This is a genomic window from Streptomyces sp. NPDC006923, assembly GCF_040635655.1.
Taxonomy (GTDB): domain Bacteria; phylum Actinomycetota; class Actinomycetes; order Streptomycetales; family Streptomycetaceae; genus Streptomyces.
In genome coordinates this window covers 216,510-233,027 of record NZ_JBEYIF010000009.1, presented here as the reverse complement: position 1 = coordinate 233,027, position 16,518 = coordinate 216,510, and the positions used below count along the sequence as shown (strand labels likewise).

The following is a 16,518-nucleotide window of genomic DNA, read 5'->3' as shown; positions in this document are numbered from 1 at the left end:
AAAGGCCGGACGGTCTTCTCAGCTCGGTCTTCCCCGGCGTAGTGTCCCGCGATGCACGGGGAAGGGCCGCGTGCGGATGGGGAGAATCAGCATGGACGTGATAGGCGCCGGATATGGCCGTACGGGCACGCTGTCGATGCGGGCGGCGCTTCAGAGGCTCGGGTTCGACCCCTGTCATCACATGACAGAAGTGATAACGAACGCACGGCAGATGCCGTTGTGGCAGGAGGCCCTCGCCAGTGACCCGGTGGATGTGCGGCGGGTGTTCGAGGGGTATCGGGCGACGGTGGACTTTCCCGGCTGCGTCTTCTGGCGCGAGCTGATGGAAGCGTGGCCCGAGGCCAAGGTTGTCCTGACGGTGCGGGACCCGCACCGGTGGTACGCGAGCGCCAGGAAGACCATTTTCTCCCGGCACATGCCGCAGCCGCAGGACACCGACCCGGACGCCGCGGCGTTCGGCCGTTTCATGTCCGGGCAATTGCGGCCGCGTCTGCTCGACGTGGGCGGTGACAGGCCGTTGAACGAGTTGGACGAGCACGAAGCCGTCGAGGTCTTCAACCGGCACATCGCCGAGGTGAAGGCCACCGTGCCGGCCGAGCGGCTGCTGGTCTTCCAGGTGAGCGAGGGGTGGGGGCCGCTCTGCGACTTCCTGGACGTGCCGGTGCCCGACGAGGAGTTCCCGCACATCAACGAGTCGGCCGGCTTCCACAAGCGCGCCGGTGAGCTGTTCGCGGAGCGGCAGCGGGCGCTTGCCGCCCTGCGGGCCGAGCCCGCGTCGGACTCCCGCTGACCGACGGAAGACGGAGCGGAGACTTCCGGGCCGTAGCGTCACGCCTCACGGCATCAGGTCGTCGGCGGACCACGATCCCCCGCGGTATCGCCGTGCCGGCCTGATGCCGTGTCACTTTTCGAGAAGGGATCGACGTTGGACGAGAAGGTCCTCGACGCCCAGAAGTGGGTCAACGCAACCTACGGCAATGTCTCCGGGTATGTGCGCTGCCCCGAGAACGGCAGTACCGGCTGGGCCACCATGCTCGCTCTGACGATGGGGCTCCAGCACGAGTTGGGCATCAGCCCGGTGGTCGCCAGCTTCGGCCCCACCACCATGGCCAGGCTGGAGGCCCTCGGTGACATCGGCTTCGGCTGGAACAAGAACGCGAACATCGTCCGCATCATCCAGCACGGACTGTTCTGCAAGGGTTACTGGGGAGCCAACGGCTACGGCGAGTACGGTGCGGTCACCACCGAGGCGGTCAAGGAACTCCGCGTCGACATGGGCCTGCCCGACGGCGGGACGGGCACCACCGGCGGTGCCACCACACCGAAGATCTTCAAGTGCATCATGAACATGGACGCGTACGTCACGGTCGCCGGCGGCACGGACGAGGTGCGCGCGATCCAGCGGTGGCTGAACGGCCGCTACTGGACCAGGTCCGCCTACGGCATCGGCCCCTGCGACGGGATCTACTCCCGTGACGTGCAGAAGGCCCTGATGATCGCCATCCAGTACGAGCTGGGGATCGCCGATCCCAACGGCAACTTCGGCCCCGCCACCCAGGCCGGTCTGCGGACCAAGGACCTCGGCGAGGGTGCGTCCGGCCTCTGGGTCGAGCTCTTCTCCGCCGCCTGCGTGTTCAACTCCCCGGTCCCCACCGGGACCAGCGACACCGGTACGCCCACCACCTGGCGCGCCACCTACGACGCCACGCTCAAGGAATGGGTGCAGATCTTCCAGCAGTTCAGCAAACTGAACGACACCGGCCGCTCCGACTACCAGACCTGGGCACAGCTCCTGGTCTCGACGGGCGACCCGGACCGGCCCGCCGGCGGCTCGGACACCCGGTTCGAGATCACCGCGTCCCGGGCCCGGTGGCTGCGCGCCAACCTCTACGAGGTCGTGGGCCGCTACCTCTACGACCCGCCGGGCTCCACGCTGGACAAGGAGATCAAGCCGGGCGAGCTGGAGACCATCTTCAGCAACGGGCTGAAGGTGTTCCCGATCTACCAGGACAACGCCCGCGAACTCGCCGACTTCACCTACGCCCAGGGCTACCAGCACGCACTCAACGCGCACGAGCTGGCCTCGGGCTACGGCTTCAACCGCGGCACCGTGCTCTACTTCGCCGTGGACTACGACGCCACCCGCGAAGAGATCGACGCGGCGATCGTGCCCTACTTCCACGGTGTGGCCGCCGGACTCGCCTACCGGGGCAAGCGCTACGTGCACGGTGTGTACGGGTCGCGGAACGTGTGCACGGTCGTCAGCCGGCAGACCGGCGCACGCTACTCGTTCGTCTCGGGCATGTCGTGGGGCTTCTCCGGCAACCTCGGCTTCCCGATCCCGGCCAACTGGTCCTTCAACCAGATCAAGGAGTTCAAGGTCATCAACGGGTCGGACACATTCGACCTCGACCGCGACGTGGTCTCCGGGGCCGACCCCGGTCAGAGCAGCGTCAACAGGCCGTCCGGACCGGCCGATGACTTCATCAACTACGTCCAGCGCCTGTACGACCTCGCGCTCACCTACACCGGCAGCAACCGGAACAAGTCCCAGCTGGTGATGGAGTACATCCGGCACCGGTCGTACGGCGGCGGCGACTGGGACTTCCTGATCGGTGACTACGACAAAGGGTTCGTCGGCTACGCCAACAGCAACGGCATGTCGGTGATGACCGACTTCACGGACCCCTACACCGCTTATGAGCTGGGCGCCGAGCACCTCATGGCCTCCGCCAACGGGCACTTCGCGCACTGGATGCCGTCCAATCCGCGTTCGGTGGACGAGGGTGACGTCGCGGGCTGGGGCGGCGACCTGCTCACCCTCTATGTCGACTGGCGGCGTGCGGCGGACCAGTACCCCGACGGCCGCGACTTCGTCCAGTTGAAGATGGCCAAGGTGGGGGTCGCCTCCAGCTTCGGCTTCAACGACCTCGTCGAGGACACCGACGCGTGGCTGCTGGCCAAGGCGGTCCGCGACGGCAAGAACATCGCCCAGGCCGTCCGGGATCTGTACAACGGCGGCGGCGGTCTTCGGCGGTTCAACACCTACTGGGCCGGACGCTTCAACGGCAACGCCGAGGACGCCAAATTCCTCGCGCACAATATTCTGACCGCCGCCGACGACAAAGAGGTCCTGCTCGCCCAGGTCGGGCTGGTGACGATCCGCGGGGGTATCAAGACGCTCCCCGCCATGCTCGGTTACGACGAGCTGGAGCCGTTCGAGCAGGGCTTCGTCGACGTGCTGCTGGCCCGCACCGGAAGCGAACGGCGCCTGCGGGCCACCTACGAGGCGAACCACGAGAAGTACCTGAAGGCCGCCAGGGCCCGCGCCGCCCGCAGGTGATCGCACCTCGTCGCTGTCGCCGTGCGGCTCGTCGGCTGTGCCGCCGGGGCCGTCGCGGCAGCGGTCAACGGAAGGAAGAAGCGTGAGACACGAGATCGACCGGCGTGCCCTCCTCGCGGCCGGCGCCGCCCTCGGCGCCACCGCCGCCCTGACCGCCGTACCCGGCACCGCGTACGCGGCCGGGAGTGTCCCGCCCGGGGGCAGCCAGTGGTCCGGCGGGGACTCGGCGAACGGCTGGCCCGTGCTGGAGGAGGCGAGGCTGTTCCGGATCGAGGGATCCGGCCAGTCCGTGCGCCTCGCCGACGGTGACGCGGCCGTGATCCTGCTGCATGTGGCCCGCCGGTTCCACTACGAACTGGACCCGCTCCGCCCCGGCGACGTCAGGGGCCACTCCACGAACCGCTCGGTCGCCCAGGAGTACGAGTCCAACCACCTGTCGGGCACCGCCCTGGCGATCCGGCCGCATGCCTACCCCGTCGGCGTCAAGGGCGGTCTGTACCCACGGGAGCTGGTCGTCATAAGAGACATCCTCGCCGAACTGAACGGGGCGGTCGCCTGGGGCGGTGACTTCGGCACGCCGAAGGAGTCCCACTTCGAGATCGCGTACCAGCCCGGCCACCCGAAGGTGACGGGCGTGGCCCGCACGATTCGCGGATGGCGGGAGGGCCCCGGCAACGAGGGCGCGGGCACCGTCGACGCCTTCGCCCTCCAGCGACGCCGGCAGGCCGCGGCCTTCGCCCGCCGGTCCGCCCAGGGCGTGTTGCGAAAGTAGCGCCGTCCGCCCCCTGGGGCGGGGCTCGCGGCGTCTGGTGCGTGCCGGACGCCGCAGGCCGGGCGGGACTTTCGAAATTCGAAACACGCCCCAGGGCCTGTTCACAGCCCGAGGCGGACGGTCGGCCCGCCCGCCTCGGGAGCGCCCTGAACGGCCGCGTCCGGCCCTCAGGTCTGGCCGTTCTTGGCGATCAGGGCGTGGAAACCGCGCTGAAGGTAGTCGCCGTACTCGATCGGCGGGTTCAGCTCCTTCGCGCCGGTGGCCTCCGGGGCGAACGGCTCCATCACGCTGGTCTGCCCGGCGTGCAGGAAGAACGGCAGAGACAGCCGCTCCGCGTTGATGAACTTCACGCGGTGGTTCGGCGCCGGGAAGTAGTCGTTCGTCAGGTACCCCATGTAGGTGCCGCAGTTCACCAGGAAGTCCTCCCCGGACGTCGGCAGGTCGTGCCAGCCGTCGACCGTCTCGACCTGCAGGTTCTGTACCTCGGTCTGGAAGAGGACGGTGATCATGGACACATCGAGATGGTCCTCGAAGCTCAGCTTCGTGCCGTCCGGGCCCGTTTTGACCGGCGGATAGTCCTCCAGGCGGGGGTAGCGGATCAGCGACACCGCGGACAGCGTGTCGGCCTCCGAGAGCTCGGCGTCGAAGAAGTCCTCGGGCTTGCCCAGTGCCAGTGCGATGCCGCTCATCAGCACCTTGGAGAGCCGGAACATGTCTCGGTAGTACTGCTCGCAGAAGGGCCGGAACCGCGCGTGCCGCCTCTGGTCCGGCCAGATGTTCACCTCGTGCATCGGGGCTCCCGCCCTGATCATCGGGTGGTCCTCGTTGAACGAGGGGTTCAGGTAACACCAGGACTCGACCGCCTTCTTGCCCTTGACGGCCATGTAATAGCCGTTGCGCAGGCGCGGGTTGTCCTTGTTGTACGCGTTGATCGCCAGCTCGTACTTCTCCTCCTCGGTCATGGTCCGGTGGAATTCGTTGACCACGTCCTGGAGCAACTGGACGTCGATGCCGTGACCGGAGGCGTAGAAGAACCCGGACCCCCGGCACGCCTTGTTGATCTCCTGTGCGACACGCGTCTTCTCGTTCGGGTCGCCGCCGAACAACGGCGAGATGTCGATCGTGGGAACGTCTGCTGACGGCATCAGAACGGGCATGAGGCCCTCCGTGGTCTCTGTCTTTCCGGGCGGTTGGCCGACGTCTCGTCAGCCTCTCTCGCGTGACTTGGAGACGCGCTCGCACACCTCGGTGACCAGGCGTTCGTTGCGTACCCATGAGTGGTGGGTCTCGCCTCGAAGGAGGTGTGTCGCGATCTTCTCGGCGGGCAGGAGGGTGTCCAGGCTGTTGTACGGCGACCGCTGGTAGAACGCGAAGAGACGGCGCTGCCGGTCGTCGCGGACGACGTCGTTCCGCTCGCCGGCCTTGAACAGCACCAGGTCCCCGACGTGTGCGCCGAGCCGTTCCAGATCCTCCTGGCGCGGTGCGTAGTGGTAGTTGATCGGATCGAGGATGTCCTCGGCGTCGGGGAGCCCGACGGCGGCCGACGCCTGTCGCACGTTGAAGTACGGGTCGATCAGGAAGAGGCTGCCGATCCGCTCGTCCGCGCGGGCCAGCCGCGACGACACCTCCAGAGCGAGAACCCCTCCGAAGCTCCAGCCGAGGAGGCTGTAGGGGCCGGAGGGCTGCAGCCGCCGGATGTGGGCGAGGTAGTACTCGGCCAGCGCCTCGAACGACTCCATGGGAGCGTGCAGATGCACGTTGTTGAAGAGCACGAGCCGGTGTCCGGCCAGCCCTCCCGCGATGTTGCTCAGATAGCTCTCGGCGCCGCCCTCGCCGGGCGGGAAGACGAAGAGGGTGTGCTCCGCCTTGTCCTCGTTGACGAGGATGTACGGCTCGAAGGTGTCCTCGTGCACGGCCCGGGGGCCGGCCGCCCGCGCGTCGGCCGCGCCGTGTGTCACGGCCGACGTGTGAGCGACCACCCGCTCCAGCCACACCTTCAGTTCACTTGTGAACCGCCCGGTGGTGGCCCGGTCCAGCCGGCTGTCGACCTGGGTGACGAGACGGCCGCCGACGCACCGCATCGTCACGTCGACGGCGAACTGGTCCGCCCCCCGGTTGCGGTCGGAGAGGTGGCTCCCCGCCATGGTGGCGTCGAGGTGCCACCCGGCCGGCCGGCCGGACGTCTGCTGTCCCTCGTCGGTGAACCGGCCGAGATAGTTGAAGCTGACGGGCGCGAGCGGAGCGTCCTCGCCGCCGTATCCGCCGAAGAGGGCACCGTAACCGACACCGTGGTGCGGCACCCGCCGGACGGCTTCCCTGGTCCGCAGGACGCTGCGCCCGAGGTTTTGGCGGTCGACCTCGACGGCCAGGGGGTACATCGTCGTGAACCAGCCGACCGTGTCCCGTACGTCGCAGGCCCCTTCGAACCGCTCGCGACCGTGTCCCTCGACCGTGATGTGGTGCTTCGCCCGCCCCGTGATCGACCGCAGCGCCAGGCCGGTGGCCGTCAGCAGCAGCTCGTTCATGGTGGTGTCGTACGCCCAGTGGCTCTCGGTGAGCAGGGTCCGGGTCTCCGCCCGGCTCAACGCGAACTCCTCGCGGTGTGTCTCCGCCCCGTCCTGCCACGCCGAGAGGGCGTCCGGCGGAGCCGCCGCCAGACCTCGTTTGATCTCCGTCCAGAGCTGCCGCTCGTCCTCGTCGGGGACGTAGCCGCGCAGTGCCCGGGCCCACTGCCGGTAGCTTCCCGTCTTCTCCTCCAGCTCACCACCGTGGTAGAGGATCTCCAGGTCCTGGGCGAGGATGTGCCAGCTTACGGAGTCGACGATCAGATGGTGCAGGGCGAACCAGACTCTCGCGGTGCCGTCGTCGTACCCGTGGAGATACGCGGCACAGGCGGTCGGGCCGTGCTCCAGGTCGAAGCCGCTCTGCCACCTCGCGAGCTGTCGGCTGACGTCCTCGTCCCGCATGCCGCGCACGTCGAGCTCGTGCAGGACGACGCCGGGGCGGCTGTCGCCGTAGGTCTGGGTGACCTTCGCACCCTCCCCGCCGAGCCCGGCGTACCGCAGGCGGAAGGCGTCGTGGTGGTCGACCAGCCGGGCCAGTGCCGGTCGAAGCCTCGCCGGCTCCAGCGGCGGTGTCCTGACGGCGAAATTGTGGTTCCACCAGCCGCGGTCGGCGAGCGGCTTCGCGAGGAACCACTCCTGGATGGGAAGCAGTGGGCAGTCGCCGCTCAGCGGCCCCCGCTCCGGCTCCTGGCCCCGGTCCACCGTCGTGGCGTGCCCGCCGTCCGGCCCGGACAGCACGTTGTCGACCAGTCGCCGGACGGTGGGGTGGTCGAAGATGTCCTTGACGCCGACCCCGCGCCGGACCTCCCGCTGCACCTGGCTCGCCAGGTGCAGGGCGCTGATGCTGTCACCGCCCGACCGGAAGAAGTCGTCGTCGATGCCCACGGTGCCGCCGGGCAGTTGAGCGCTCCACAGCCGGCACAGGCGCGCCTCGGTACGGCTGCGCGGAGCCGCGTAGAGCGCACGGTTCGCCGCGAGGTCCGCCTTCGGCAGCGCCTCGGTGTCGAGCTTGCCGTTGATGGTCATGGGCAGCGGCCGGTCGAGGCGCACCAGCAGGGACGGAACCATGCTCGGCATGAGCTTCGCCCGCAGGGTGGCGTAGATCTCGTCCTCGTCCGCGGCCGCGTCGCCGTCCGCCACGTAGTAGCCGATCAGCCGCGTGCCGTCCGCCGCGACGACGGCGCACTCCCGTACCCCAGGACAGCCGGCCAGGACGGCTTCCACCTCGCCGGGTTCGACGCGCAGGCCGTGGATCTTGACCTGTGCGTCGTTGCGCCCCACGTACCGCGTCTCGCCGCCGGTGCGCCGGACGAGGTCGCCGGTCCGGTACAGGAGCGCGCACCGGCCGTCGCGGCGCTCGGCGTCGGTCTGGAACGGGTTGGGCAGGAACCGCTCCCGGGTGAGCTCCGGCCTGTTCACGTACCCGTCCGTGACACACTCGCCGGCCACATACAGCTCGCCGACCGCTCCCGGCGGAAGCAACTGCATCGAGTCGCTGAGTACGTACAGCCGGGTGTTGCCCAGGGGGAGTCCGAAGTCGTTCCGGTAGGGGTCACCGGGCTCGAAACGCCGGACTGTGTTGTAGACGGACGTCTCCGTGGTCCCGTAGGCGTTGACGACCGGCCCGGAGTACTCCCGCCGGATCTTCTCGAAGTGGTGCTCCTGGAACGCCTCGCCGGCGACGAGCACGCACCGCAGACGCGTGAGCCGCGCGAGGTCGAACTGCTGGATCTGCGTCGGCGTGCCGCTCACATAGGTGAGGCCCGCGCGGTTCGCGTAGTCGTAGAACCCGTCGTCGTGGGCGGGTGAGGGCGGGGGCACGATGAGCGTGTGGCCGCTCAGGACCGACAGCGCCAACTGCTCGACGGAGAAGTCGAATACGTAGTTCGCGAGGAACAGGACGCCTTCGCGCGATGTGGCCGGTGTCCCGGAGAGGCGTCCGCCGACCTGCTCGCGGAAGCTGTCCACCGCGCGGTGCGGGACGAGGACCGCCTTGGGGGTGCCGGTCGTGCCGGAGGTGTAGATGGCGTAGGCGAGGTCGGCGCTCGTGACCTCCGTGACCGGGTTCTCCTGCGACCGGTAGCCCATCGGCAGCCGGTCGGCTTCCACCACCTGGAGCCCCCGCGCGGCCGGCAGGGCGTGGAGCCGTTCGGCGTGGGTGTGGTTGGTCAGCAGCAGTCGGGCTCCGGTGTCCTGGAGCATGAAGCTGATCCGGTCGTCCGGGTAGCCGGGGTCGATGGGTACGTAGGCCGCGCCGGCTTTCCATACCGCCAGGATGGTGGTGATCATCAGTTCGCTCTTGTCCATCACGAGAGCGATCAGGTCGTTCGGGCGCAGGGGGGCCACTGATCGCAGGTAGTGTGCGAGTTGGTTGGCCCGTGCGTTGAGTTGACGGTATGTCAGGCGTGTGTCGCGGTGGACCACCGCGATCTCGTCCGGCCAGGCCGCGGCCTGCTCCTCGAACACACCGCCAAGGGTCCGGGGCCGGGTCGCGCCGACGCCCGGCGGGGCGACGTCGGCCAGCAGCCGGGCCCGGCTCTCCTCGTCGAGGCAGGTGACATCCGCCAGGCCGGCCCGGTCCGCGAGGGAGGACAGCCGGGCGAACTCCCGCAGCACGTGCCGGAATGTGGAGATGAAGCCGTCGGCGCTCGTGTCGTCGAAGAGGGAGGCGGCGAAGGTCAGGTTGCCGGCCAGTCCGCCGGAGGTCTCGGTGAGGGTGGCCGACAGGTCGAACTTGGTGGCTGTCCAGCCCCCGGCATCCGGCCGGTAGTCGGCCGGCGTCGCCCGCTCGTCCACCGCCGGGGCCTCGTGGGGACGGTCCGTGACGTTCTGCAGGGTGAAGTTGATCTGCAGAACGGGGTGGCGGCCCGGGTCCTTCTCCGGGTCGAGTTCCTTGACCAGGTGCTCGAACGGCAGCTCGCCGTGCACCTGCGCGGCGACGACGCCCTCGCCGACCGAGCGGACGTAGTCCGTCAACGACGCCCGCGGATCGATTCGGACGCGCAGGGCGAGCAGGTTCGCGAAGAACCCGATCGTGCGGTCGAACTCCGGGCGTCCGCGGTTGGCGGAGGGGGTGCCCACGACGAAGTCGTGCTGGCCGGTGTACATGTTCAGCATGAGGCACCACGCGCCCAGCAGCACGCTGTACAGGCTGACTCCGGCCGACCGGGCCAGGGCCCGCAGCGTCTCGGTCGTCCCCTCGTCGAGGCCGAACTCGATTTCCCGACCGCGGTAGTCGAACCGGGGCGGCCGCGGGCGGTCCAGCGGCAGCCTGGTCGTCTCGAACCCGGCCAGGGCGTTCGTCCAGAAACGCGTCAGCTCCGACAGCCGCCGGCCGGTCAGGTACTGCCGCTGCCATACGGCGAAGTCCGCGTAGGTGGCCCTGACCGTCCCGAGCTCCGTCTCCGGTACCCCCTGCAGCAGCGCGGCCAGCTCCTGGCGGAAGACGTTCCATGACCAGCCGTCGAAGCAGGTGTGATGGAGGACGAGGCTCAGGTACAGGCCGCTCCGGTCCGTGGCGAGCTCGAACAGGCCGGCCCGTACGGGCAGTTCCTCGTGCAGCCGGAAGACGTGGTCGGCGCACTCCACCAGCCGCGCGTCGAGCTCGGTGGTGTCGGCGACCCGGTGGACGGGCGGGTCGAAGAGAGCCGACACCTCGTCCTCCGGCAGCGGGTACTGCCGCCGGACACCGTCCTGGTCCGTCCTGAGCAGGGTGCGCAGCGCGGGATGGCGACGCAGCAGCGTGCGCAGGGAGTGGACCACCGTGTCCCGGGACACCGTGGCGTGTGGGGGGATCCGCAGCACGAACGGGATGTTGTAGGCGGCGGTGCCGCCCTCGAACTCGTCGATGAACAACAGGCGTTCCTGCGCGAGGGACACCGGAGGACGGCCTGTCCCCGCCGCGGCGCGCCCGGCCGCCGGCTCGGCGTGCGTGTCGTCCGCCTGTGCTGCCAGGTCTCGGATGTGCCGCGCCTGCGCGCCGAGGGACGTGTGCTGGAGCACGGTCGCGATGCCCAGGCCGTGGCCGAAGCCGGTGGTGATGGCCTGTGCGAGCGCCATCGCGCGGATGCTGTCGCCCCCGAGCGCGAAGAAGTCGTCACGCACTCCGATGCGGCCCGGGGCGACGCCGAGCACCGTGGCCCAGATGCCGCACAGTTTGACCTCGATGTCGTCGGCGGGGGCGATGTACTCGGTGCCCCTGCCCGGCTCGAAGTCCGTCTCCGGCAGCCGCCCGGTGTCCAGCTTGCCGCTGGGGGTGACGGGGATGTCCGTGATGCGCAGGACGCGGGCGGGCACGACGGCCTCCGGCAGTTTCCTGCGCATCCACTCCTTCACGTCCTGCTCATCGTGCTCGCGGTCGCCGAGGTAGAAGCCGACGAGGTATTTCCGCGCCGCCGGGAGACCGGAACCCTGATGCTCACGGGCGATCACCAGGGACCGGGTCACGCCGGGATACGACGAGAGGACCGCCTCGACCTCGCCGAGTTCGACGCGCTGACCGCGGATCTTGACCTGGAGGTCGGTACGGCCCAGGCACTCCAGCTCGCCGTCGGGCAGCCACCGAACCACATCGCCCGTCTTGTACAGGCGCGCGTTCCGTCCGGACGCCCGCTCCTCGGGGGTCTGGAACGGGTTGTCGATGAATCGGTCCGCCGTCAGCTCGTCGCGGTTGAGATAGCCGCGGGCGACGCCGACACCACCGATGTACAACTCGCCCATGCCACCGACCGGGACCCGCTTCATCGACGTGTTCAGCACGTAGGCCGTGGTGTTCGCCACCGGGTGGCCGATGCTTTTGGTGGCGCGGCGCTCGTGCGCCGCGTACGGCCGCTTGTGGCTGGTGATCGAGATCTCCGTCGGGCCGTACCCGTTGATGATGGTGCCGGTGAATGTCCCGCGGATCTTGTTGAACACCGGCTCGGTGAAGTCCTCGCCGATCGCGTCGACGCGGGTCAGGGACGCCGTTGTCGAGTAGTCGTACAGCGACAGCACGGACGGCGTACCGGAGAGGTAGGTGACCTTCTCGTCGTTGATGTACTGGTACAGCCGCTCGGCGTCCGTGCGCATCGTGTCGTCGAGCACCACCAGCTTCTGCCCGTTGAGCAGCGCGTCGGTCATCTGCTCGACGAAGTGGTCGAAGACGTAGTTGGAGAACGACAGCAGCGCCTCGTCGCCCTCGCTCTTGTCCAGCGAGAACAGCTTGGCCAGGGAGACCTGCAGGTTGACGACGCCCCGGTGCTCCACGAGCACGGCCTTGGGCCTGCCCGTGGTGCCGGAGGTGTAGATGGCGTAGGCCAGGTCGGTGCTGGTGACCTCGGTGACCGGGTTGTGCGCGGGCTGTGCGTCCAGTGGCAGGCGCTCGATGTCCAGCACCTCGAAGGCCGACGCGGCCGGCAGGGCGTGGAGCCGTTCGGCGTGGGTGTGGTTGGTCAGCAGCAGTCGGGCTCCGGTGTCCTGGAGCATGAATGCGATTCGGTCGTCCGGGTAGCCGGGGTCGATGGGTACGTAGGCGGCGCCAGCTTTCCATACCGCCAGGATGGTGGTGATCATCAGTTCGCTCTTGTCCATCACGAGAGCGATCAGGTCGTTCGGGCGCAGGGGGGTCACCGAGCGCAGGTAGTGTGCGAGTTGGTTGGCCTGTGTGTTGAGCTGACGGTATGTCAGGCGTGTGTCGCGGTGGACCACCGCGATCTCGTCCGGCCAGGCCGCGGCCTGCTCCTCGAACACACCGCCCAGGGTCTTGTCGGCCGGGAATGCGGTCTGCGTGCGGTTCCAGGTGTCGTAGCGCTCGATCATCGCCGGCGACACGAGTTCCAGGGCATCGACGGGCTGTGTGACGTCCTGAGCCACCTGGGCGAACAGGGTGCGGGTGACATCGAGCAGCGTGTCGATGGTGGCGTCGTCGAAGAGCTCGCCCGCGTACCAGAGGGTGACCGCCAGTTCGTCGCCCTCCTCGCGCGCCACCACGGCCAGGGGGTAGTCGACCTTGTCGGCGTCGTACGCCTTCTCGAAGCGGAGAAGTTCGTCGTACTCCTCGGCCTCCGCCAGGAGCCGCGGATAGTTCTCCAGCACCAGCAGTGTGTCGAACAGACGCCGCTTCATCCCCCCGGTCTGCAGCCGGCCCAGCTCGACCGTGCTCCTGCCGTTCATCGTGTTCACGGCGGACTGGATGTCGCCGATGGCCGCGCCGACGCTCTGCCCCGCCTGTTCGTCGTGGTCGACGACCAGGGGGAGGGTGTTGATGAACAGCCCCACCGCGTTCTCGATGGCGTCGACGTGCAGGTTGCGTCCGGAGACGATCGTCCCCACCACCGTGGTGTTCCCGCCGCCGATCGCGTACAGCACCTTGTGCCACACGAACTGCAGCACCGAGTGCAGGGTGACCGAGTTGGCGGCGCACATCGACTTCAGCGCGGAGGTCAGCTCCGCGCCGAGGCAGAGCTTCTTCGTCCGGTGCTCGCGGACGTGGTCGTAGTCGCTCAGGTCTACCTGATGGCGGATCTCCTCCTTGAGCAGCCCGCCGAAGTCGCCGCGTTCGTCGATACGCCCGATCTGCCGGAGCCAGTACTCGACGTGCTCGTCGCGGTGCTCCTCCCAGTACCGCTGGGCGGCCACATAGGCGTGGTCCACGCCGGGAGCGGTCACGGCGCCGCGCAGCAGCCGCAGATACACGCGGTGCACCTCATCGTGCAGGACCGGCAGGCTCCAGCCGTCCAGGACGAGGTGGTGGCAGCTGAAGATCAGCGAGTACAGATCCTCGCGCTGTCTGATCAGGTAGACCCGGAACATCCGGCCCTCGGCCGGCTCGTAGGGCTCGGTGCGGTCCCGCTGCTGGAGCTCCCTGATTCGGGCGTCCTGCTCGGCGGAGTCCGCCACGTGGGCGAGGTCGACGTACCGCCAGTCGAGGGGCCTGTCGTCGGGGTCGATGATCTGGAGGGGTTCCTCGGCCCACTCGAAGCGCAGCCGCAGCGCGGGGTACTTGTGCTGCGCGTGCCGCCACGCCTGTCTCATCAGCTCGGGGCGGATCCGACACCGGTAGCGGTGCACCGACTGCATGACATAGGCGTCATCGGCGTTCCGGTGCTTCAGGGCGTGGTAGAGCAGGCCCTGCTGCAAGCCGTTCGCGCGCAGTCTGACGGGTTCGCCCTCGGCCACCCGCGGTCCGTGAGCCGCGCCGGCTTCCGCCGCGGGCCGGCCGACCCGCTGCCGGTCCAGGTGATCCGCCAGCTCGGCCAGTGTCCTGAGGGTGAACACGTCCTCGACGCCGACGAAGACCCCCAGCCGCTGCCGCACGCGTGCGATGAGCAGAATGCAGGAGATGCTCTGGCCGCCCAGCCGGAAGAAGTCGTCGCCGTCGCCGATCCGCTCCGGCGGCACCCCGAGGACTTCGCCCCAGATCGCGCGGAGTTCCTCCCGCGCGCCGCCCGCCTCGCCCGCCGCGCCCTCCGGCTGGCCGGTGCTGTCGGCGGGCGCGGGTGTCCCGCCCGAGCGGGCGAGATCCACGTCGGGCAGCGCCCGCCAGTCCACCTTGCCATTGACGTTGACCGGGATGTTACTGAGGCGCACCATGCGAGCGGGGACCATGATGCGGATGAGCCGCTCCTCCAGGAAGGACAGCAGCTCCTCCTCGGTCACCTCCGCCGTCGGCTCGGTCGTGTAGTACCCGACCAGATGGCGGTCCCCGGTCTTCCCCGCCCCTTCGCGGGCCACCACGGTGCACTTGCGGACGCCCGGGTGCTCGGTCGCCTGCGCCTCGATCTCGCCCGGCTCCACGCGGACGCCGTTCAGCTTGAGCTGGAAGTCGCTGCGGCCCATGAACTCGACCTCGCCGGACGGCAGGACCCGTGCCAGGTCACCGGTCCGGTAGAGGCGGGCGTTGCGGCCCAGCAGCTTCTCCCGCGCCGACTGGTGGGGATTCGGCGTGAACCGCTCCGCGGTCAGGTCGTCGCGGTTGAGGTAGCCCGGAGCGACACCGGTGCCGCCGATGTACAGCTCGCCGATGGCACCGATCGGCAGCCGCTTCAGATTCTGGCTGAGTACGTACCACTTCACGTTGCGCAGCGGCCGGCCGATACTGCGGTCCGCGCGCTCCGTGACGCCGGGCGCGAACTCCTTGACGGCGGTGACGAAGGCCGCCTCGGTGAACGCGTATTCGTTGACGACGCGACCGGAGAACGTCTCGCGGAGCCGGCGCAGACCGGCCGCCGTCAGTTCCTCGCCGACCAGCAGCAGCCTCTTCAGGCTCGTACATCGACGCAGGTCGAAGTGGTGCAGCACCGATCCCGTGGCGTTGAGATACGTCACGCCGTGCCGCTCGATGTACGCGGGGAACCGGTCCGGGTCCAGCCTGATCTCTTCGGGGACGATCACCAGCGTCTGGGAGTTGATGAGCGCGATCAGCGTCTGCCTCAGGTGCGGTTCGAACACGTACGAGGCGAAGAGCGCGACCCGCTCCTCGCCGGGTCGCCGCATCTCGTAGCGCTCGGACAGGTCGGTGATGCTGTTCACGACGCTGTCGTGGTATTTGGGAACCCCTTTGGGCACGCCCGTGGTGCCGGAGGTGTAGGTGAGGTAGGCGAGATCGCCGCTGCCCAGAGACAGCCGCGGCTTCTCCCGCGCGGCGCGCCCGGCTCCGTCCTGCAGCGCGAGCACGGTCTCGATCTCGATGACGCGCACACCGGCGTGTTCGGCCCCGAGGATCTCCCTGAGCCGCGCGGCGTGGTGGCGGTTGGTGACGATGCCGGTCAGCCCGGTGTCCCGGACAATGAAACGGATCCGTTCTGCCGGGTGGGCGGGGTCGATCGGCACGTAGGCCGCACCGGACTTCCACAGCCCGAGGGTGGCCACAACACCCAGATCGCTCTTGTCGAGGTACATCCCGAACAGTTGCCGCGGCCGCACCCCCATCCCGGGTCCGAGCAGCCAGTGCGCGAGCTGGTTGGCCCGCTCGTCGACATCGCGATACGTCAGCCTGGTGTCGCCGAAGACAACGGCCTCGCTGTCCGGCGACCGGCGCACAGCGTCCTCGAACAGGTCGTTGAGCCGCTTGCCCTCAGGGAAGTCGCCGTCGGTGGAGTTCCACTGGTGGAGCTGCTGCCGCTGCTCCTCCGACACCAGCTCAATGTCGGCGACGCGCTGGGCGGGACGGCCGAGGAACTGGCCGAGCACCTCGCGTACGACGTCGAGCACGCCGGCGACGGTCCTGTCCTCGAACAGTTCCTCCGCATAGGCCATGGTCCACCGCAGGTGTCCGTCCGCCTCGTCGTCCCGGACGACGACCACCAGTGGGGAGGACGGCAGGTCGGCCAGAGCCACGTCGTCGTCGGCGAGCACGAGCAGCGCGTCGAACTGACCGCGCCCCAGCACCTCGTCTCCGGTGACGTACGCGTCCCTCCGGCGCACCGCCTCGTCGAGTTCCCGTACCGCCTCGCGGCAGGTGAGCCGGGCCTGCTCGATGTGGTCGACGATGACCGGTAGGACCGGTGCCCGGCTCACATCGACGCCTCCGGTGGCGTCGACGAGCGCCGCCACCGTCCGGCTCCCGTGGCCGTACGCGTGCATCACGACGTGCAGTGCGGCCAGCGCGAACGCGGCGACCGACACACCACTGTCCTCGCGCAGCGCACTCTTCAGCGCGGTGTGGTCCTGCCCGCTCATGCGCAGGTCCTGCCGTCTCGTCGCCCGCACAGCGGGATCGTCGTCCCGCACCGCGATCTTGTTGCGCCACTCGTCCTTGAGGAGCATTTCCAGATCGCACCGATGGCTCGCTGCTCCCGCGATGCGGGCAGCCCAGTCCGTGGCAGTCGTCGGGTACCGTGCTGAGTTCATACGTAGGCTCT

At 68.9% G+C, this 16,518-nt stretch carries 5 protein-coding genes; 3 read left to right on the top strand and 2 right to left on the bottom strand.

Annotation, left to right across the window (positions count from 1 at the left end):
- The first annotated feature begins 76 nt into the window (after positions 1 to 76).
- From ABZ707_RS20435 to ABZ707_RS20425, 3 genes are all read left to right on the top strand, one after another.
- The gene (locus ABZ707_RS20435; protein WP_360176565.1) at positions 77 to 790 is read left to right on the top strand and encodes a sulfotransferase family protein; all 714 of its coding nucleotides are present in this window, start codon (positions 77 to 79) and stop codon (positions 788 to 790) included.
- Between the two features lie 135 nt (positions 791 to 925).
- Complete coding sequence (locus ABZ707_RS20430; protein WP_360176562.1) at positions 926 to 3,343, top strand: glycoside hydrolase domain-containing protein; 2,418 nt, start codon at positions 926 to 928, stop codon at positions 3,341 to 3,343.
- A gap of 82 nt (positions 3,344 to 3,425) precedes the next feature.
- The gene (locus ABZ707_RS20425) at positions 3,426 to 4,115 is read left to right on the top strand and encodes a M15 family metallopeptidase (protein WP_360176559.1); all 690 of its coding nucleotides are present in this window, start codon (positions 3,426 to 3,428) and stop codon (positions 4,113 to 4,115) included.
- A gap of 167 nt (positions 4,116 to 4,282) precedes the next feature.
- On the opposite strand, the gene ABZ707_RS20420 is transcribed toward ABZ707_RS20425, so the two are convergent.
- Together ABZ707_RS20420 and ABZ707_RS20415 are read right to left on the bottom strand one after the other, a co-directional pair.
- Positions 4,283 to 5,272 carry a 2OG-Fe(II) oxygenase family protein gene (locus tag ABZ707_RS20420; protein ID WP_360176556.1) on the bottom strand — a complete coding sequence of 330 codons (990 nt, stop codon included), beginning with the start codon at positions 5,270 to 5,272 and terminating at the stop codon, positions 4,283 to 4,285.
- Between the two features lie 48 nt (positions 5,273 to 5,320).
- Positions 5,321 to 16,507 carry an amino acid adenylation domain-containing protein gene (locus ABZ707_RS20415; RefSeq protein WP_360176553.1) on the bottom strand — a complete coding sequence of 3,729 codons (11,187 nt, stop codon included), beginning with the start codon at positions 16,505 to 16,507 and terminating at the stop codon, positions 5,321 to 5,323.
- Positions 16,508 to 16,518: the final 11 nt, after the last annotated feature.

Bases quoted from the DNA above. Each gene is read 5' to 3' on its own strand.
- ABZ707_RS20415 (WP_360176553.1), bottom strand. From the start codon at position 16,507: ATGAACTCAGCACGGTACCCGACGACTGCCACGGACTGGGCTGCCCGC.
- ABZ707_RS20435 (WP_360176565.1), top strand. From the start codon at position 77: ATGGGGAGAATCAGCATGGACGTGATAGGCGCCGGATATGGCCGTACG.
- ABZ707_RS20420 (WP_360176556.1), bottom strand. From the start codon at position 5,272: ATGCCCGTTCTGATGCCGTCAGCAGACGTTCCCACGATCGACATCTCG.